The 18,071-nt window shown below is 67.8% G+C and carries 15 protein-coding genes; 7 read left to right on the top strand and 8 right to left on the bottom strand.

The window, feature by feature from the left end; translation table 11 throughout:
• Positions 1 to 54 precede the first annotated feature (54 nt).
• Entirely contained in the window at positions 55 to 1,314 is a 1,260-nt protein-coding gene (locus ACFQZQ_RS03850) for a TIGR03862 family flavoprotein (RefSeq protein WP_386811654.1), read from the bottom strand.
• 148 nt (positions 1,315 to 1,462) lie between these two features.
• Between ACFQZQ_RS03850 and ACFQZQ_RS03845 the strand changes: the two genes are divergently transcribed.
• The gene (locus ACFQZQ_RS03845; protein WP_386811345.1) at positions 1,463 to 3,112 is read left to right on the top strand and encodes a serine hydrolase; all 1,650 of its coding nucleotides are present in this window, start codon (positions 1,463 to 1,465) and stop codon (positions 3,110 to 3,112) included.
• 50 nt (positions 3,113 to 3,162) lie between these two features.
• Here ACFQZQ_RS03845 and ACFQZQ_RS03840 read toward each other — a convergent pair whose 3' ends face one another.
• From ACFQZQ_RS03840 to ACFQZQ_RS03830, 3 genes are all read right to left on the bottom strand, one after another.
• A complete protein-coding gene (locus ACFQZQ_RS03840; protein ID WP_386811344.1) occupies positions 3,163 to 3,759 on the bottom strand; it encodes a hypothetical protein in 597 nt (198 codons plus the stop codon).
• Between the two features lie 121 nt (positions 3,760 to 3,880).
• Positions 3,881 to 4,405 (bottom strand): DUF2726 domain-containing protein, encoded by a 525-nt coding sequence (locus tag ACFQZQ_RS03835; protein ID WP_386811343.1) that lies wholly within the window; start codon positions 4,403 to 4,405, stop codon positions 3,881 to 3,883.
• Positions 4,406 to 4,476: 71 nt separating this feature from the next.
• A complete protein-coding gene (locus ACFQZQ_RS03830; RefSeq protein WP_386811342.1) occupies positions 4,477 to 5,346 on the bottom strand; it encodes a DUF2971 domain-containing protein in 870 nt (289 codons plus the stop codon).
• Positions 5,347 to 5,602: 256 nt separating this feature from the next.
• Here ACFQZQ_RS03830 and ACFQZQ_RS03825 point away from each other — a divergent pair, with 256 nt between their 5' ends.
• The 6 genes from ACFQZQ_RS03825 to ACFQZQ_RS03800 all read left to right on the top strand — a co-directional run bounded on the left by ACFQZQ_RS03825 (position 5,603) and on the right by ACFQZQ_RS03800 (position 12,129).
• The gene (locus ACFQZQ_RS03825; protein WP_386811341.1) at positions 5,603 to 6,076 is read left to right on the top strand and encodes a hypothetical protein; all 474 of its coding nucleotides are present in this window, start codon (positions 5,603 to 5,605) and stop codon (positions 6,074 to 6,076) included.
• A gap of 718 nt (positions 6,077 to 6,794) precedes the next feature.
• The gene (locus ACFQZQ_RS03820) at positions 6,795 to 8,702 is read left to right on the top strand and encodes a serine hydrolase domain-containing protein (protein ID WP_386811340.1); all 1,908 of its coding nucleotides are present in this window, start codon (positions 6,795 to 6,797) and stop codon (positions 8,700 to 8,702) included.
• A gap of 211 nt (positions 8,703 to 8,913) precedes the next feature.
• Positions 8,914 to 9,903 (top strand): LLM class flavin-dependent oxidoreductase, encoded by a 990-nt coding sequence (locus tag ACFQZQ_RS03815; RefSeq protein ID WP_386811339.1) that lies wholly within the window; start codon positions 8,914 to 8,916, stop codon positions 9,901 to 9,903.
• Positions 9,904 to 10,123: 220 nt separating this feature from the next.
• Positions 10,124 to 10,897, top strand: coding sequence for a dimethylarginine dimethylaminohydrolase family protein (locus ACFQZQ_RS03810; protein WP_386811338.1), 774 nt, complete (start codon positions 10,124 to 10,126; stop codon positions 10,895 to 10,897).
• 276 nt (positions 10,898 to 11,173) lie between these two features.
• Positions 11,174 to 11,326 (top strand): hypothetical protein, encoded by a 153-nt coding sequence (locus tag ACFQZQ_RS03805; protein WP_386811337.1) that lies wholly within the window; start codon positions 11,174 to 11,176, stop codon positions 11,324 to 11,326.
• 65 nt (positions 11,327 to 11,391) lie between these two features.
• Complete coding sequence (locus ACFQZQ_RS03800; RefSeq protein WP_386811336.1) at positions 11,392 to 12,129, top strand: sulfurtransferase; 738 nt, start codon at positions 11,392 to 11,394, stop codon at positions 12,127 to 12,129.
• Positions 12,130 to 12,882: 753 nt separating this feature from the next.
• Here ACFQZQ_RS03800 and ACFQZQ_RS03795 read toward each other — a convergent pair.
• The 4 genes from ACFQZQ_RS03795 to ACFQZQ_RS03780 form a co-directional block, all read right to left on the bottom strand.
• The gene (locus ACFQZQ_RS03795; RefSeq protein ID WP_386811335.1) at positions 12,883 to 13,326 is read right to left on the bottom strand and encodes an FKBP-type peptidyl-prolyl cis-trans isomerase; all 444 of its coding nucleotides are present in this window, start codon (positions 13,324 to 13,326) and stop codon (positions 12,883 to 12,885) included.
• Positions 13,327 to 13,594: 268 nt separating this feature from the next.
• Positions 13,595 to 15,214, bottom strand: coding sequence for an ATP-binding response regulator (locus ACFQZQ_RS03790; protein WP_386811334.1), 1,620 nt, complete (start codon positions 15,212 to 15,214; stop codon positions 13,595 to 13,597).
• Positions 15,211 to 16,698 carry an ATPase domain-containing protein gene (locus ACFQZQ_RS03785; protein ID WP_386811333.1) on the bottom strand — a complete coding sequence of 496 codons (1,488 nt, stop codon included), beginning with the start codon at positions 16,696 to 16,698 and terminating at the stop codon, positions 15,211 to 15,213. Before ACFQZQ_RS03785 ends, ACFQZQ_RS03790 begins: the two co-directional genes overlap by 4 nt.
• 157 nt (positions 16,699 to 16,855) lie before the next feature.
• Positions 16,856 to 18,067 carry a BaiN/RdsA family NAD(P)/FAD-dependent oxidoreductase gene (locus ACFQZQ_RS03780; RefSeq protein WP_386811332.1) on the bottom strand — a complete coding sequence of 404 codons (1,212 nt, stop codon included), beginning with the start codon at positions 18,065 to 18,067 and terminating at the stop codon, positions 16,856 to 16,858.
• Positions 18,068 to 18,071: the final 4 nt, after the last annotated feature.

Here is an 18,071-nt window from a genome sequence, read left to right as displayed (position 1 = left end):
AAGGGGGTGCCAACAGGAGATGGGCACGGGCGGCGCCGACGGCAAGCGCCGATCCTACGAACGCACTGTTGCACCGAGCCACGCAACTGCGCCGCGCGCCGCGCGCTGGCCGCTGGCGAAGCAGGCGGTCAGCAGATAGCCGCCGGTCGGGGCTTCCCAGTCGAGCATCTCGCCGGCCGCGAACGTGCCGGGCAGGGCGTTCAACATCAGGTCGTCGCCCATCGCTTCCAGGCGCACGCCGCCGGCGCTGCTGATGGCCTCCGCGATCGGTCGCGCGCGCTTCAGCACCAACGGCAGGCGCTTGATGGTGGTCGCCAGCACATCGATATCGTTGAGCTGCGGCTTGGCGAGCACCTCGTACAGCAGCGCGGCCTTGGCCCCGGTGATGCCGGCGTGGCGGCGCAGGTGCTCGCTGAGCGTGCGGCCGGCGCGCGGCGCGGACAGGTCGTGGCGCAGCCGCGCCAAGTCGCGGCCCGGGGCGAGGTCGAGCTGCAACGCCGCGCTGCCATCGCGCGCGATCGCGTCGCGCAGCGTCGCCGACAGCGCGTACACCAGGCTGCCCTCGAGGCCGGTCGCGGTGACCATGCATTCGCCCTGCAGCGCGTGCTCGACGCCGTGCTCGTCGCGCCAATGGGCGATGACCGGCTTGAGCGGCGCGCCGGCGTGGCGCGTGGCGAAGTGCTCGCTCCAGCCGATGTCGAAGCCGCAGTTCGACGGCTGCAACGGCGCGACATCGACGCCGCGCGCGGCCAGCCACGGCGCCCACGCGCCATCGGAGCCGAGCTGCGGCCAGCTGCCACCGCCGAGCGCGAGCACCACCGCGTCGGCGCGGACCAGCGTCTCGCCCTCGGGCGTGACGAAGCGCAACGCGCCGTCGTCGCCCCAGCCCAGCCAGCGGTGCTGCACGTGGAAGCGCACGCCGTCTTCGCGCAGGCGCCGCACCCAGCCGCGTAGCAGCGGCGCGGCCTTGCGGTCCATCGGGAACACCCGGCCGGAGGTGCCGACATAGGTCTCGATACCGAAGCCGCGCGCCCACTCGCGCAGCGCGTCGCCGTCGAAGTCGTCCAGCCACCCCGCGACATCGAATTCCCGCGCGCCGAAGCGCCGGTCGAAGTCCGGCCGCGGCTCGCCGTGGGTGAGGTTGAGCCCACCTTTGCCGGCGATCAGGAACTTGCGCCCGACCGAGCCCTTGGCCTCGTACAGGTCGACCTCTACCCCGGCCGCGCGCGCGGTTTCGGCGGCCATCAACCCGGCCGGGCCGCCGCCGATGACGGCCAAGCGGCGCGGAGGGTTCGTGGAAGGGGAGGCTGGCAGGGGCAGGGGCCGCGCAGGAGTCGGGCGCCATTATGCCGACCCCACCCGCCACCGTAGGATGGGTTGAGCGCAGCGATACCCATCAACGCCACCCGACAGCCGACGCGATGGGTATCGCTGCGCTCCACCCATCCTACGGAACCCAGCAATGCGATCGATCAAGCGGCAGGCGCACGTCACCTTGTGGATCATCGGCCTCGCGCTGTGCGGCCCCGCGCTCTTCGCCGCCGAACCGACGCCTGTCGCAGTGCCTGCGCAAACCACCGCGCTGCCGCCGCAACTGCACGACCTCGACACCTACATCGAAGGCGTGCGCAAACAATTCGACGTCCCCGGCATCGCTGTCGCGATCGTCAAGGACGGCCAGGTCGTGCTCGAGCGCGGCTACGGCGTGCGTGCCCTCGGCAACCCCGCGCCCGTCACCGCCGACACCCTGTTCGCGATCGCCTCCAACACCAAGGCGTTCACCGCCGCGTCGCTGTCGATCCTCGCCGACGAGGGCAAGCTCGACCTCGACGACCGCGTCGTCCAGCACCTGCCGTGGTTCCAGATGTCCGACCCGTACGTGACCCGCGAGATGCGCGTGCGCGACCTGCTCGCGCACCGCAGCGGCCTGGGCCTGGGCGCCGGCGACCTGCTGTACTGGCCCGGCACCGACTACAGCACCGAAGAAGTCGCGCGCCGCCTGAAGGACGTGCCGCTGACCGGCAGCTTCCGCGGCCAGTACGCCTACGACAACATCCTCTACGGCGTCGCCCAGCTGGTGATCGAGCAGGCCAGCGGCCAGTCGTACGCCGACTTCCTGCGCACCCGCATCCTCGCGCCGCTGGGCATGCACGACACCCGCTTCAACGCCGATGCGCTCAAGCCCGGCGACAACGTCGCCACGGGTTACGCCAAGGCGGACTTCACCGACCTGCAACCGGCGCCGCGCATGTCGTGGGGCAACGTCTCCGGCGCCGGCGGCCTGTACTCCAGCGCGCACGACATGGGCGCGTGGATGCGCATGCAGCTGGCCGGAGGCACCTACACCGATGCCGCCGGCCAGCCGCAGCGGCTGTTCAGCGAAAAACGCCAGGACGCGATGTGGTCGGTGATCACGCCGATGCCGATCAGCACCCCGTCGGTGCCCGAACTGCTGCCGGCCAAGCCGAACTTCCTCGGCTACGGCGAAGGCTGGCAGCTGTCCGACTACCGCGGCCAGAAGCTCGTCTGGCACACCGGCGGCTGGCCGGGCATGGTCTCGCGCGTGACGATGGTGCCGCAGCACGAGCTCGGCGTGGTCGTGCTGACCAGCGCCGAAGTGTCCGGCGCGTTCCACGCCATCACCCTGCGCGTGCTCGACGCCTACCTCGACGCGCCCAAGACCGACTGGACCGCCGCCTACGCCGCCGCGCTGGCCAAGGCGCAGGGCAAGTCCGACGACGACTGGCAGAAGCACCTCGCCGCGCGCGACGCCGGGTCGAAGCCGTCATTGCCGCTGGCCAAGTACGCCGGCAGCTACCGCGACCCGTGGTACGGCGACGTCGCCATCACCCACGAGGGCGGCAAGCTGGTGATGCGCTTTACCCGCACCCCCGAGCTGGTCGGCACGCTCTCGCACTGGCAGCACGACAGCTTCATCGCCCGCTGGCACCAGCGCTGGCTCAACGCCGACGCGTTCGTGAACTTCGACCTCGACCACGACGGCAAGGTCCGCGAAGTGCGGATGGAAGCGGTCTCCCCGCTCACCGACTTCAGCTTCGACTTCCACGACCTCCGGCTAACGCGGGTGGAGCAGGCCGCCGCGAATCCGTAGGGTGGGCCCAGGCCCACCATCGCCATCCCCACCACTCCGCGTCGCCGGCATCAATCGCCCGACAAGCGAACCCGCACCGGGTCGGTGGACCCACCGCGCTTGAACCGGCTCACGACCCAGCGCAACGCCGGATGCACGACGAATCCGAACAACGCCGCGATCGCGGCAATCACCGAGCCGACAAGCGAAGGCAGCACCGCACCGAACGTGAAGGTCATCCCCAGCACGAAGCCGAGCACGCATTCGGCCCGGTACAGCGGCAGCACCGTGGCCAGCAGCAGCGCGCCGAAGAACAGAGCCGACGAAACGCTGTTGTGGCCCAAGGTAAACGCCATCGACAGCGCCACGCCGAACACTAGCGCCGCGACGAAGCCGGCGACGATGCCCGCCGGATAACCCAATACCGAGCCGCGCCCGGCGCGATGCCGCGCGGCACGCCGGTGGATGCGCCCGACCAGGAACCAGGTCAGCGCCGGCAGCAGCACCGCACCCCACCAGTTGGAAATCGAAGGCAGGTCCTCGCGGGCCAACAGGTGGTGGCTCACCACGCCGCCGTGGAAGTACTCCCACGCCAGATGCGCCAACTCCAGCAGCATCACCACCACGGTGGCCGCCACGCGCACGCGGGCCAGCTTCGCATCGTTCATGTCATTCCCCGGATGTCCGTCAGGCCCGAATTAGGCCTGCCGGTTCCGGCGCGGGAGCGTGCCACTCGTAACCCGGGACATTGGCATAGCGGCCGGGCGCGAAGCTTGGCTTGAGTGATCCTTAGGCGTCGACGGCTACGCCGGGCCGTAGTGGGGAAGTTGCCGACAGGAACTGAACCCGCACGTCTTGAACGGAGTATCCCTGCTTCGCCGGAACAGTGAGCAAAGGCAAATTGATTGCTTGGCACACTCTAAGCAGCAACTCATCGCGGTCCTGCGCCCGTTGACTGGAATGAGATTTGTCGTTGAGCTCAATCGCGCAGACAACAGACAGGTCGCTCGCCCGGCAGACAACAAAATCAAAGTGTTTAGCCGAAACGCGGTTGAGCGCGCCTTGCCGCTCAGAACTGCCCAGGCCCGGTTTCACAGTGGCTACATCAGCAACGCGAACTTTTCCGAAGGCGCGGTACTCCGGGCCGACAGCTTGATCGAGCACGCCAAGGAATGAGCGCTCGGCTGCAGAGAAGAGCGTCTTCGCAGGTTGATACGGGAAGCCGACCGAACCACCGACTTGCTTTTTCTTGAGTGCGGCAAGAACGATGAATACTACAAATGCTAGAACAGCTAGCAGAACTAATGACGACATGCGGATGACACTCCTCGCATCTAACTCGTGAATCAAGCCGAGTCGCTAGTGACTTCGGTTCTAGACAATTGCTATGCCCGTACCCGTTTCAGTTCGCCGTGCTCGCTCACTACGCGAAACACAGAGCAAGCTGGATACTTTGAGCGCGTAAGGGCAGTGAGGTCGTTTACGTCATCGTCTGATGCCCTAAGACCAAAAGTCAGAGATTCGAGCTCATCTGGAAAGAACGGATAGTCGCCATGCAAGGAATGTCCTTCGTTCGACCGCCACGTAATAACCCGCCACTCCTGCTCGTACTGCCACTCGGCCTTCTTTGCGAAACAGATGTAGTCGATAGTGCGCTCTCTAAGCTCTTTAGAATCCCCGTACAGGAGAAAATCAAGGCCAGATCCTATGAGCGGAGCAGTTTCATGATAAGTGACCCGCTTGGCTTCCTGGAGTGGCGTGCTTAGCTCTGGCAAATGCTTGAATCCAAGCAGGCATCCCGCATGCGATTGTGCATAGTTTGCCCACATGGCCGGGTTCAACGGATTGGCGGTGAGGCAAAGGACGCGAGCCTGTTTGGTGAAGTTCTCGCCGAAAAACTCTCTTAGTCGCTCGTGATAAATGGCATCAAGGGCTCTGTCCTCTTCATGCTCGTCGAGAAAATCCTCGGCTTTCATGCCCTGCGAGATTGCCCAGCTGACGAGGTCATATAGTTGTCTGGTTGGAGCGCAAAGACGTTCTACATCGATCGTGGAGTCTCCGGCGGCAGCCGCAACTACGAGTCTTGGTACTTGAGGAATTGAATCTACCAAGCTCGGCTCGAAACTCGGCAGGCGACGGAATTCGGCCGGGTCGTTGAATATTTCTGGGCTCGACCATCGCAAGCAACCGGTAGACAAAACAACTTTCGCAGTATCTGCGCTTGTGTACTTGTACAGATGGGAAGGGGTATCCATGTTTGGGCATTACACTAAGTGCGCCCGTTATGGACGTGAACCCAATGGTGCTGGCCACTCAAAGAGGCGGTCAATAGGACTACGTCCAAGTACGCAGCTGCGGCTTCTTCTGCCAAACTCGCCCCCGCTCCGGTCGCCCGTAACGCGATCGCATCACCGCCGCACGGACGCCGCGGAGCACTCACTGTCCGGCCCCACGGATGCCATCGAGGCATATGGGCCGGATCAATCAATGGACTGGATAAGGAAGAGTGCAATGACACAGAACCTCGTTTCGATCGAATTCACCGAGGCCGAGCAAATGCAGCTGGTCGCGGCCGTGGCCGCGGTGGTGGCGCAGATGGCCGGCAAGACCATCGCGCTGGACGCGGACCGGCGCCGCGATCTGTTCAAGATGGGCGACCGCTCGGAGGCGTTCGTGCGCCAGGCGCTCGACGCGCTGGACCAGAACCGGCAGGTGGTGCCGCCCAGCTTCGGCCTGGACGAGGCGCTGGCCGACCGCCGCGCGCTCGACGTGTTGCGGCCGCTGCTGCGCTCGCTGGAGCAGGTGGTCGAGCGCCTGCAGGACACCGAGATGGCGCTGGGCAGCGACATGATGGAGACGGCGGTCGAGGGCTACCGTCTGCTCAAGGTGTCCGGCGGCAACCAGGGCCTGGACGGGCTGGTGAAAGAACTGGGCGGGCGTTTCGCGCGCCGCCCGCGCGCGGCGGTGGAGCCGGTGCCGGCGTAACGCTGGCGGTGGCTGCGGCCACCGGATGGTGAGCCGATCAAGGCGCCCGGCGGACTTCGCGTTCGCCGGGCGTTTGTTTTGCATCTCCGGGATGGCCGTGGCTGCTCCCCTCTTTGGAAAAGAGGGCCGGGGGAGATTTGCGGGGACTGCGGCAAAGGCAAATCCCCCCAGCCCCCTTTTTCAAAGGGGAGTTCGTGCCCGCGCGGATGTGGTGTCTGCCAAGGGGGTTGTCCGCTCAGGCGTGTAGCGCCAGCAGGTCCCTCGCTGCGCTCGGGATGACGGCTTTGGCGGTATCGCGCGCCACCCTCTGAGGGTCACGCGCCACTGCCGGGTATCACGCACCACTCCCGGAGAGTCGCGCGCGACACTGCCGGGTATCGCGCGCCACTCCCGGAGAGTCGCGCGCGACACTGCCGGGTATCGCGCGCCACTCCCGGAGAGTCGCGCGCGACACGCCGGGCATCACGCGCGACCCTCGGAGAGTCGCGCGCGACACTGCCGGGCATCACGCGCCACTCTCGGAGAGTCACGCGCGACGCGGCGGGCATCACCCGCCACCCTCCGGGAGTCGCGCGCGACACGCCGGGTGTCGGGCGCCAAACGGCCCGGGTCGCGGCGACAATCGCGCTAGTCCAATGGTCACCCCCGCTTCAGACCCTGGGCCGCCGCGCGGGGCGGCTGCTCTGATAGGCCCCTTCACCGACCACGAGGAACACGGATGTCCGACACGATGGGCGCATGGATGACGCGGTTGGCGCTGGCCTGCGCGCTGTGGCTGCCTGCGCACGCCGCGCTTGCGGCGTCGGTAGTGCCCGCGCCGGCGGCGACGGCGCCGCCTGCGCGCGCCGCGCAGCCGGCAGCCACCGCGCAGGCCGCGGCCCTGCACGCCGCGATGCAGCGCACGGTGCGCGAGGTCGGGGTGGCCGGCGTCGCCTGGGCGACGGTCGATGGCGACGGCACCATCGCCACCGACGCGGTCGGCCTGGCGAACACCCTCACCGCGCAGCCGCTGCGCGCCGACAGCCGCGTCCACATCGGCTCGATCGCCAAGACCTTCATCGCAACTGGCGTGCTGCAGCTCGCCACGGCCGGACGCATCGAGCTCGACGCGCCGGTCAGCCGCTACCTGCCGGCGCTGCGCTTCGCCAACCCGTGGCCGGACCAGCCGGTGCTGGTGCGCCACCTGCTCGACCACAGCGCCGGGCTGGACGACATGCGGCTGTGGCAGGTCTTCAGTACCCAGGCCACGCCGGACACGCCGTTGCGCGAGGCGTTCACGCGCGACCCGTCGGTGTTGGCGCTGCGCAGCGCGCCGGGCAGCCAGTTCTCGTACTCGAACATGGGCTACACGCTGGCGGCGATGGTGATCGAGGCGGTCACGCGCGAGCGCTACGAGACCTGGCTCGACCGCGAGTTGCTGCGGCCGCTGGGGATGGCCGACAGCACGTTCGGGTTCACCACCCAGGTGGGGCCGCACGCCGACCCGCGGCTGGCATGGGGCCACCACGACCTGGCGACACCGGCGTCGGCCTTGCCGGTGCACCTGCGGCCGGCCGGGCAGTTCACCACCACGGTGCGTGACATGGCGCTGTTCGCACGGTTCCTGCTGGGCGACGGCAGCGCCGACGGGCGCGTGCTGGTGCGCACCGACCTGCTGCGCGCGATAGGGCGGGCCAGCACCACCGACGCCGCGCGCGCCGGGCTGACGGTCGGCAACGGCCTGGGCCTGTTCCGCCGCGACCGCCACGGCGCGGTCGGCCTGTGCCACGGCGGCGACGTGGTCGGTTTCCACGCGATGCTGTGCGTGTTCCCCGATCCGCGCGCGGCCGCCGGTGGCAAGGCGTTCGTGACCGTGCACAACAGCGACGGCGACGGCATCGACAGCGGCCGCTTCGATGCGGTGTTGGTGCAGGCGTTGGCGCTGCCGGCGCCGCCCGCGCTGCCGGCCGCGCCCGCGCCGCGCGACATCGAGGCGTGGATGGGCCGCTACGTGCCCGCGCCGAACCGGTTCGCGTCGTTCCGCTACCTCGATTTCCTGTTCGACAGCCCGCGGCTGGCGTGGGATGGCGCGCGCGTGCGGATGACGCCGGTGCAGGGCGCGGCGCGCGTGCTGGTGCCGGCCGGTGGCCACCGCTTGATCGCCAACGAACGCAGCATCGCCTCGCACGCGCTGCTGGTCGGGCAGGGCGGGCAGCGCCTGCTCAGTGACGGCCAGCGCACCTACCGCAAGGTGGGCGCGGCGTTGTACTGGGGGATGGCGGCGAGCCTGGCGGCTGGGCTGCTTGGCCTGCTGTGGTTCGCGCTCGGCGTACCGGTGCGCGCGCTGCTGCGGCGCGAACCGGCGCTGGTGCCGGGGGTGGCCGCGGTCGCGTTGCTGCTGGTGCCGCTGCCGCTGTTCCTGTTGCAGTCCTACGACCAACTCGGCGACCGCACCGCGGCCAGCGTCGCGCTATACGCCGCTACTGCGGCGCTGCCGCTGCTGATGGGCTGGCAGGCGTGGCGCGCGCTGCGTGGTCGCGAAGGGCTCGCGAAGGGCTGGGTCAACGCGCTCGCCGCGCTGGGGGTGCTGCAGTGGTGCGCGGTGCTTGCCGGGTGGGGGATGCTGCCGTTCGCGTTGTGGCGCTGAGCGGTGTAGGGCGGGTTTCAACCCGCCGCCGCCCTGCCGGGTGTCGCGGCATGTCGGGGGTGGCTCCGGGGTTGTGGTTCCTCGCCATCGGGCGGCGGCGGGACGGCGGGTTGAAACCCGCCCTACGCAATCGGCAGCCAGCCGATCGGAGGTGGCAATCCCCGCCCGGCGGCCCCACATCATTCGGCATCGCCGTCTGGTAGCAGCGCCCATGATTCCGTTCTCGATCCTCGACCTGGCCCCGGTCACCGAAGGCAGCAACGCCACCCAGGCGTTCGCCAACACGCTCGACCTGGCGCGCCACGCCGAGCGCCTGGGCTACCGGCGTTACTGGCTGGCCGAGCACCACAACATGCCCGGCATCGCCAGCGCCGCGACCGCGGTGCTGATCGGCCACGTGGCCGGCGGCACTTCGACGATCCGCGTCGGCGCCGGCGGCATCATGCTGCCCAACCACGCGCCGCTGCAGGTGGCCGAGGCATTCGGCACGCTGGCCTCGCTGTACCCGGGCCGGATCGACCTCGGGCTGGGCCGCGCGCCCGGTACCGACACCGCCACCGCGCGTGCGCTGCGGCGCTACTTCGACGGCGCCGACACGTTCCCGCAGGACGTGGTCGAGCTGCTGCATTACTTCGAGCCCGCGCAACCCGGCCAGCCGGTGCGCGCGGTGCCCGGTGCCGGCGTCGAGGTGCCCGTGTGGCTGCTGGGCTCGAGCCTGTTCAGCGCCCGCTTGTCGGCCGCGCTGGGCCTGCCGTTCGCGTTCGCCTCCCACTTCGCCCCCGATTCGATGGACGAGGCACTGGCGCTGTATCGAGGCGAGTTCACGCCATCGGCGCGGCTGCAGCGGCCGTTCGCGATGCTGGCCTTGAACGTGGTCGCCGCGGAGACGACGGCGCAGGCACGGCGCCTGTTCACCACGCAGCAGCAGAGCTTCGTCAAGCTGCGCCGCGGCCAGCCGGGTCTGATTCCGCCACCGATCGACGATATCGAGGCGTGGTGGACGCCGGTGGAGAAGCTCGGGGTCGAACGCGCGCTGGCCTGCGCGGTGGTCGGCGACCGCGAGGAGGTGCGGCGCGGCATCGAGGCATTCATCGCTCGCCACCGCCCCGACGAGCTGCTGCTGACGGCGAACATCTTCGACCATGCCGCGCGGGTGCGGTCGTTCGAGATCGCGGCCGACGTGCGCGCGGAGCTGCGCTAGGTCGCCGCTCCCCTCCTTGAAGCTTTGCTCCCCTCTTTGAAAAAGAGGGGCGGGGGAGATTTGCTTTGGCCTTTATTGAAGCAACAGCAACAGCAAATCTCCCCCAACCCCTCTTTTTCAAAGAGGGGAGCTGATCGCGTCGCGCCGACGCTACAGCGACCCGGTGCGCGACAATGCGCGCTCGCCCGTCGTCGCTGTTCGAACCCACGCAGGCCACCCCATGCCCATCGCCATCACCCGTGAAGTCAGCCCCAGCCTGGGCGCGTGCGAACTGTCGTTCGTGCCGCGCACGCCGATCGACGTGACCTTGGCCGCGACCCAGCACCGCGGCTACCAGCGCGCGTTGGCGTCGCTGGGCTGCAAGGTGCTGGTGCTCGATGCGGAAGCCGACATGCCCGATGCGGTGTTCGTCGAGGACGTGGCGGTGGTGCTGGACGAGGTCGCGGTGATGACGCGGCCCGGGGCGGAATCGCGGCGTGGCGAAGGCGCGTCGGTGGCGGAACTACTGCAACGCTACCGCCCGCTGCGCGCGATCCAGGCGCCGGGCACCCTCGATGGCGGCGACGTGCTGCGCATCGGCCGCACCTTGTACGTCGGCCAGTCGGCGCGCAGCAATGCCGAAGGCGTCGCGCAGCTGCAGGCGTTGATCGCCGAGTTTGGTTACGACGTGCGCACAGTGCCGATCCACGGCTGCCTGCACCTGAAGTCGTCGGTGACCGCGCTGCGCGACGACACCGTGCTGCTGCAGCCGGCGTGGGTCGACCGCGCGGCGTTCGCCGGCTACCGCATCATCGAGGTCGATCCGTCGGAAGAACACGCCGCCAACGTGGTGCGGGTCGGCGACGAGGTGCTGATGTCGGCGTGTTTCCCGCTGACGCGGCAGCGGATCGTCGATGCCGGGATCGCTGTGACCACGGTCGACGTCTCGGAACTGCAGAAGGCCGAAGGCGCAGTGACCTGCTGCAGCCTGCTGCTCAAGGACACGCAACCGTAGGATGGGTTGAGCGCAGCGATACCCATCATTCCCCATCCCCCAAGTTTCTCGAGACCTCCACGCGAGGCCGCATGGGGATCGCCTTCGGCTCAACCGATCCTACGGCTGGTTTCGTAGGGCGGGTTTCAACCCGCCGTCGCCAGGCGTGCTGTCCCGCGAGGGTGGGGTGTCGATGCGTCGTTGTGGTTCCTCGCAATCCGGATTGGCGGGATGGCGGGTTGAAACCGGCCCTACGTCGCTTGCTAACCTCTGTCATCCCCAACCCAGGAGTGCGCCATGAGCTGGATCGGAATCGTGCTGGTCGTGGTCGGCATCTACCTGGCGCTGAAGGTCGCCGGGGTCGCGTTCAAACTGCTGATGTGGGCGCTGGTGCTGTTCGGGGCGTACTGGTTCCTGGCGCCGCACCTGGGGTGGCCGGCGCCTTTCTGAACGAGGTGTTCCGGCACGGGCCGGGCGGGTCGGCCCAACGGACCGGCGCCGCTAAAATGCGCGCCATGATCCTCAATGCCGCCGCCTACCATTTCGCCGTTGTCGCTGACCCCGAGGGGTTGGCGGCGCTGCTGCGCGAACGCGCCGAGGCTGGTGGGCTGCGCGGCACGGTGCTGGTGGCCGGCGAGGGCATCAACCTGTTCCTGGCCAGCCCCGCCGCCGCGCTGCACGGCTTCCTCGACGCACTGCGCGCCGACGCGCGCTTCGCCGACCTGGTCGTCAAGTTCAGCCACAGCCAGGCGCAGCCGTTCGCGCGGCTCAAGGTCAAGGTCAAGCCGGAGATCATCAGCTTCCGCCGCGACGACGCCTCGCCGCTGGCCGGGCGCGCGCCGGCGGTGGCGCCGGCCGACCTCGCGCGCTGGATCGCGCAGGGCGTCGATGACGCTGGCCGCCGCGTGGTGCTGCTCGACACCCGCAACCGCGAGGAGTTCGGCCACGGCACGTTCGCCAATGCGCTGACCCTGCCGATCGACAACTTCACCGAACTGCCCGAGGCGCTGGCGCCGCATCGCGAGGCGCTGGCCGATGCCACCGTGGTCAGTTTCTGCACCGGTGGCATCCGCTGCGAGAAGGCCGCGCTGCACCTGCGCCGCGATGGCATGGATAACCTGCTGCAGCTCGACGGCGGGATCCTGGGGTATTTCGAGCAGGTCGGCGGCTACGGCTACGAAGGCCGCTGCTTCGTGTTCGACGAGCGCGTGGCGCTGGATCCGGAGCTCAAGCCGTTGGTGGATGCGGCATAGCGGGTGACCGCAACCCTCGGACGCAGCCACGCCGTCTGTAGGGCGGGTTTCCAACCCGCCGAACGATGCGATTCGCTACCGGCCATGGCGACGGCGGGTTGAAACCCGCCCTACCCGGGCTACGCGCAAGGAGAGGACAACAGCGGGTGCTGGGTTTTGGCCCCCTCCCTTTCGCGCAGCGAAGGGGAGGGTTGGGGAGGGGTGCTGTTCGACCGTCGGCAATGCGACAAGGCAAGAGCGACCCCCTCCCAGCCTCCCCCTGCGCTACGCGCAAGGGGAGGGGCAAGAGCGGGTGCTGGGTTTTGGCTCCCTGCCTTTCGCGTAGCGAAGGGGAGGGTTGGGGAGGGGTGCGGTTCGGCCGGCGGTAATGCGGCAAGGCAAGAGCAACCCCCTCCCAGCCTCCCCCTGCGCTACGCGCAAGGGGAGGGGCGAGAGCGAGCGCTGGGTTTTGGCTCCCTCCCTTTCGCATAGCGAAGGGGAGGGTTGGGGAGGGGTGCGGTTTGGCCGCAACGCCGAATCAAGATCAAGAGCAACCCCCTCCCAGCCTCCCCCTGCGCTACGCGCAAGGGGAGGGGCAAGAGCGGGCGCTGGGTTTTGGCTCCCTCCCTTTCGCATAGCGAAGGGGAGGGTTGGGGAGGGGTGCCTTTCGGCCGTCGGTAATGCGACAAGGCAAGAGCGACCCCCTCCCAACCTCCCCCTGCGCTACGCGCAAGGGGAGGGGCCAAAAGCTGGTCTGCGTGAATCCAACCGCGCCTAGCGCGGCTTCACCCCCAGCAGCTCCACCTCGAACACCAGCGACCCATTCGCCGGGATCGCGCTGCCGGCGCCTTTGCGGCCGTAGCCGTACTCGGGCGGGATCATCAGCACGCGTTTGCCGCCGACGCGCATGCCGGCCACGCCTTCGTCCCAGCCGCGGATCACGCGGCCGGCGCCGAGCAGGAAGGTGAACGGCTGGTTGCGGTCGACCGAGCTGTCGAACTTCGCGCCACGCTGGTTCGCGGCTTTCTCGTCGTAGTTCCAGCCGGTGTAGTGCACGGTCACGTCGCTGCCGGCGACCGCGACCGCACCGGTGCCGTCGACCAGGTCGATGCGCTTGAGCTCGGGCACGCGGCCGCCGGGCGGCCGGCCGGGGTCGGCGCAGGCGGTAAGGAGCACCAGGATGACGACGGCCGCGGCGCGAGATATCCAGCGAGGCATGGCACTCCTGGACGATCTCCGGTATCGAAGCGCGACGCAGCCCGTCCGGCGCACCGAGTCTGGCGTTGCAACGCATTTTTTACCGGCCTTGCAATGCCCGGCATCAGGGCGCGCACTCGGCTCGCAGGCCGCGTCGCCCGAAAACCGCGGCGCGGACAAGCGCCGCATGAAGGTTGGCGCACAAATACCCGTGGGCCCATGCTTCGATGCGTGACCAGCGTAGGTGATAGACGGTCCGGATACGGCCATCAGGTAGTTACTCCCGCCGCTAGGCGGAAGAGCGGTGGGATCCGCAATTGTTCGCGACGGGCTGGATCTGCGCCAGCAGACTTTGCAACGCCCCGATGTCGACCGGCTTGCTTAAGTGATGGTTGAAACCGGCGGCCCGCGATCGCTGCTTGTCCTGCAACTGGCTCCATCCAGTGACTGCAACCAACATGGTGCGGTCGTTGCGGGGATCCAGGCGCAATCTCCGGGCGACTTCATGCCCGTCCATTCCGGGCATGCCGATGTCGAGCAGTACCGCATTCGGGTGGAAGGTGGCCGCCATGTCCAAGGCGCCTTGACCGCTGAATTCCACCCTGTGTTCTATGCCGAGCAAGTCCAGCACCATCCCAAGAGATTTCGCCGCGTCGACATTGTCGTCGACTACCAACACCCGCAAAGAGTCGACGGGGAGTGGCGAGGTCGATACGCCCGGAACGCGATGACTCGCGCTCGCAGGTGTGGAAGCGCTGGCTGCCAGGGGAACCCGCACGACGAACTCGGAACCCTGGCCGCAACCAGCGCTGGAGGCGGTGACAGAGCCATCATGCATCTCGACCAGGCTGCGGACCAGCGTCAGGCCAATGCCGAGCCCATCCTGTGCGCGATGGGCCTCGCGCCGGCCCTGCGTGAACAACTCGAAGACGTGCGGCAGCATCTCGGGCTCGATGCCGATGCCACGGTCCCGGACCGATACGACGGCTTGCTCACCCTCGCGCCGCGCCGACAGCGTAATGCAACCACCGGGGGCGGCGTACTTGGCCGCGTTGTTGAGCAGGTTGCCAAACACCTGCGCGATGCGCACTGGATCGGCATCGATAAACAGCGGTTCATCGACCACGTCGACCACTAGCTGGTGCTTGCCTGCGTCAACCAGTGGCCGGCTGAGATCTATCGCATTGCGCAGCACAGAAGTGATGTCGACGCGCTCGCGGCGCAGGTCAATGGTGCCGCGCGACAGGCGGGACACCTCGACCAGGTCGTCCACGAGTCGGACCATGTGATCGACCTGGCGTTTCATCATCGACCGGAGGTTTTCATTCTGGTCACGGCTCAGGCCGTCGGTCCCGAGCAGGTGAAGCGCGTTGCGAATCGGAGCCAGGGGGTTGCGCAGCTCGTGTCCGAGCATCGCTAGGAACTCATCCTTGTGGCGCGCGGTTTCGGCCACCGCGTCACGTGCCTGTGCGAGGTCGTCAAGGTGGGTGCGGATCTGGTACTGGCGTTCGCGCCCCCGCAGCGCTGACCGTACGGTACTGACCAATGCCGCCAGCCGCAGCGGGCGTTCGATTAGCGTGACGTTGCCCAGATGGGCAAGGGCGTCGCCGGCCTGCTGCGAATCGGCGCCGCTGCGCGTGAGCACCATGATGGGAAGGTCCGACCAGCGCGGCTGCCGTTCCAGTGCTTGCATCAGTGTTGCCTGCGCACCTTGCGGCAACCATTCTTCGGCCACCATGACGGCGCCCGCACCGGAGGCCAATTGCTCGCCGAGCATCCCTGGGTTGTCGCAGGTGAACGCCGAAAGGCCGTTTTTTTCCAGGATCTCGGCGGTCAGCGCCGCATCACGATGCGTGCCCAGCAGCAGCAGGACGCGGCTGGGCCAAGGGTTCTCGATGGCTCCGTTCATTTCCGCAGCGTGTCCGCGGGATCGCCGCGTTCCTGCGGCACCCCGGTGAGCACGCCTCGCAACTCGCGCAGAGGCTCTCCGATGCTCAGGCCGTTGCTGCCGATGGTCAGCTCGCGGATGGTCCGTTCGTGCGCGCCTGTGCGCTTCTTGAGGACTGAAATCGCCTGTCTAACCTCGCCACGCGCCTCGAAGTAGCGCAGGAGGATGACGCCATCGGCGAGGTAACTGACATCGATGTTGTTGGCCATTTGTCCGATAAGGCCCTGTTGCGCGCTCACCAGCAGCGTGACGACGCCCAGTTGCCCGAGGAAAGCCAGGAGCTCGTGCAGCTGCACGATCATGAAGCGCTCTTCGGGCATCGCGTTGAGATAGCCATTGAGGCTGTCGATCACGATCACGCGCGCTCCGTCAACTTCCACGGCGTCGCGAATGCGGTGCGAAAACTCGCCGGGGGACAGCTCTGCCGGGTCGATCGACTGGAGACTGATCAGCCCTGAATCCATGTGGCGATGGATATCGAAACCCAGGCCAGTGGAACGAGTGACCAGGGAACGAACGCTCTCATCGAAGGTGAACATCGCCGAACGCTCGCCGCGCTCCGCCGCGGCCATCATGAAGTGCGTCGCCAATGACGACTTGCCGGTGCCTGCGGCACCCACCAGCAAAGTGCTGGTGCCCCGGTCAAGGCCTCCGCCTAGGAGCGAATCGAGTGGCTTGAGGCCACTGGAAATACGCTCCTGCACACCGGGGCGGCGGTATTCGGCGGCGACCAGGCGCGGGAATACCCGCAGCCCGCCGGTGAGGATCTCGTAGTCGTGATAGCCCTCACTGAATCGGCGGCCCCGAAACTTGGTGATGCGCAACCTGCGGCGGTCGCCACCGTATTCGGGGTTGAGCTGGTCGAGCGACACGACGCCGTGCACGATCGTGTGCACGTGCAGCCCGTGCTCGGAAACGGCACTGTCGTCCAGCAGCAGCACGGTGCATCCGCGGCCGACAAAATACTGCTTCAGCGCCAGGACTTGCCGCCGGTAGCGCAAGGCCGAACCGGCGAGAAGCCGCAGCTCAGCGAGGGAGTCGAACACCACGCGTTGCGGGCGCAGGCCCTCCACTTGCTCGAGGATGCGCTTGGTGGTGTCGCCCAACTCCACCTCGGAGGGGTGGAACATCGTGTACTGCGAATCGGGATCGAGGCTTTCCTGAGGCGTGGACAGTTCGTGGATATGCACGCCATCGAGCGACCAGCCGTGCGAGGCGGCGACTTCCCGCAACTCGTTTTCGGTCTCCGAAAGCGTCACGTACAGGACGGTTTCGTTCTTGGCCAGCCCTTCGAGCAGGAACTGCAGGGCCAGCGTGGTCTTACCGGAACCCGGCACGCCCTCGATGAGGTACAGCCGATGCGGCGTGAAACCACCGGCGAGGATCGTATCCAGCCCGGGGATTCCGGAACTGTCGGGCGCGCTGGCTGCTGGAAGATTGGACATGGTATCCCTTGATTCGAGGGGGCGGAGTCGCGGGCTGACCCTGGGTAAGGAAACGCCCCATCCTGAGAATGAAAACAATATTGGCGTCAAGGACGCGTTGATATCCTGGTCGTATCTATGCGGCTGACAGTGCTCCGAAACCAGGGCAAGACTGCGGTCATACCGCGTTGCCGGCGGCGTGGCCGGAGGCCCAAGCCCACTGGAAGTTGTAGCCGCCGAGCCAGCCGGTGACGTCGACCACCTCGCCGATGAAGAACAGTCCCGGCACGCGCTTGGACTGCATCGTGGTCGACGACAGTTCGTCGGTGTCGACGCCGCCCAGGGTGACCTCGGCGGTGCGGTAGCCCTCGGTGCCACTGGCGACCAGCGGCCAGTGCTGCAAGGTCTCGGCGATCTCGCGCAGCTGCGGCGCGTTGAACTGCTTGATCGGCCGGTTGGACAGCGGGCCGGTCAGCCACACCTCGCACAAGCGCTGCGCGAAACGCTTGGGCAGCAGTTCGCCCAGCACGGTCTTGAGTTCCGCGGCCGGGCGTTCGCGCTGCAGCGCTTGCAGGGTCTCCAGTGCATCGAGGCCGGGCAGCAGGTCGATGCGCAGCTCGTCGCCGGGCTGCCAGTACGACGACACCTGCAGGATCGACGGGCCGCTGATGCCGCGATGGGTGACCAGCATGAAGTTGCTGAAACTGGCGCCGTTGCAGCTGGCCGTGACCGGCAACGCGACGCCGCTGAGGTCGGCCAAGCGCTCCTGGTGCTTGCCGCTGAGCGTGAGCGGCACCAGCCCGGCGCGCGTGGGCAGCACGGTGTGGCCGAACTGGCGCGCGAGCTCGTAGCCGAAGCCGGTGGCGCCCATCGCCGGGATCGACAGGCCGCCGCTGGCGACCACCAGCGCCGGTGCGCTGAACGCGCCGTGCGTGGTGTGCACGTGGAAGTTGCCCGACAACGCGGCGCCGCCGTCGCCGGGCTGCACGCGTTCGATGCTGCAGCTGGTCTCGATACGCACGCCGGCCGCCGCGCATTCGTCGAGCAGCATCTTGACGATCTGCTTGGACGACTCGTCGCAGAACAGCTGGCCCAGTTCCTTCTCGTGGTAGGCGATGCCGTGGCGCTCGACCATCTCGATGAAGTGCCACGGCGTGTAGCGCGCCAGCGCCGACTTGCAGAAATGCCGGTTGCCGGAGAGGTAGTTGGCCGGGGTGGTGCCGGTGTTGGTGAAATTGCAGCGGCCGCCGCCGGACATCAGGATCTTCTTGCCGACCCGGTTGGCGTGTTCGACCAGCAGCACGCGCTTGCCGCGGCGGCCGGCGGCGATCGCGCACATCAGGCCGGCGGCGCCGCCACCGATGACGATTGCGTCGAAGGTCTCCGCCATGCGC

Source organism: Lysobacter koreensis, assembly GCF_042677045.1.
GTDB classification, from domain to species: Bacteria; Pseudomonadota; Gammaproteobacteria; order Xanthomonadales; family Xanthomonadaceae; genus Lysobacter_K; species Lysobacter_K koreensis.
This window is presented reverse-complemented; position numbering and strand designations above follow the sequence as displayed.

Coding starts and splice junctions, on each gene's coding strand:
- ACFQZQ_RS03845 (WP_386811345.1), top strand. CDS start 1,463: ATGCGATCGATCAAGCGGCAGGCGCACGTCACCTTGTGGATCATCGGC.
- ACFQZQ_RS03840 (WP_386811344.1), bottom strand. CDS start 3,759: ATGAACGATGCGAAGCTGGCCCGCGTGCGCGTGGCGGCCACCGTGGTG.
- ACFQZQ_RS03835 (WP_386811343.1), bottom strand. CDS start 4,405: ATGTCGTCATTAGTTCTGCTAGCTGTTCTAGCATTTGTAGTATTCATC.
- ACFQZQ_RS03830 (WP_386811342.1), bottom strand. CDS start 5,346: ATGGATACCCCTTCCCATCTGTACAAGTACACAAGCGCAGATACTGCG.
- ACFQZQ_RS03825 (WP_386811341.1), top strand. CDS start 5,603: ATGACACAGAACCTCGTTTCGATCGAATTCACCGAGGCCGAGCAAATG.
- ACFQZQ_RS03820 (WP_386811340.1), top strand. CDS start 6,795: ATGTCCGACACGATGGGCGCATGGATGACGCGGTTGGCGCTGGCCTGC.
- ACFQZQ_RS03815 (WP_386811339.1), top strand. CDS start 8,914: ATGATTCCGTTCTCGATCCTCGACCTGGCCCCGGTCACCGAAGGCAGC.
- ACFQZQ_RS03810 (WP_386811338.1), top strand. CDS start 10,124: ATGCCCATCGCCATCACCCGTGAAGTCAGCCCCAGCCTGGGCGCGTGC.
- ACFQZQ_RS03805 (WP_386811337.1), top strand. CDS start 11,174: ATGAGCTGGATCGGAATCGTGCTGGTCGTGGTCGGCATCTACCTGGCG.
- ACFQZQ_RS03800 (WP_386811336.1), top strand. CDS start 11,392: ATGATCCTCAATGCCGCCGCCTACCATTTCGCCGTTGTCGCTGACCCC.
- ACFQZQ_RS03795 (WP_386811335.1), bottom strand. CDS start 13,326: ATGCCTCGCTGGATATCTCGCGCCGCGGCCGTCGTCATCCTGGTGCTC.
- ACFQZQ_RS03790 (WP_386811334.1), bottom strand. CDS start 15,214: ATGAACGGAGCCATCGAGAACCCTTGGCCCAGCCGCGTCCTGCTGCTG.
- ACFQZQ_RS03785 (WP_386811333.1), bottom strand. CDS start 16,698: ATGTCCAATCTTCCAGCAGCCAGCGCGCCCGACAGTTCCGGAATCCCC.
- ACFQZQ_RS03780 (WP_386811332.1), bottom strand. CDS start 18,067: ATGGCGGAGACCTTCGACGCAATCGTCATCGGTGGCGGCGCCGCCGGC.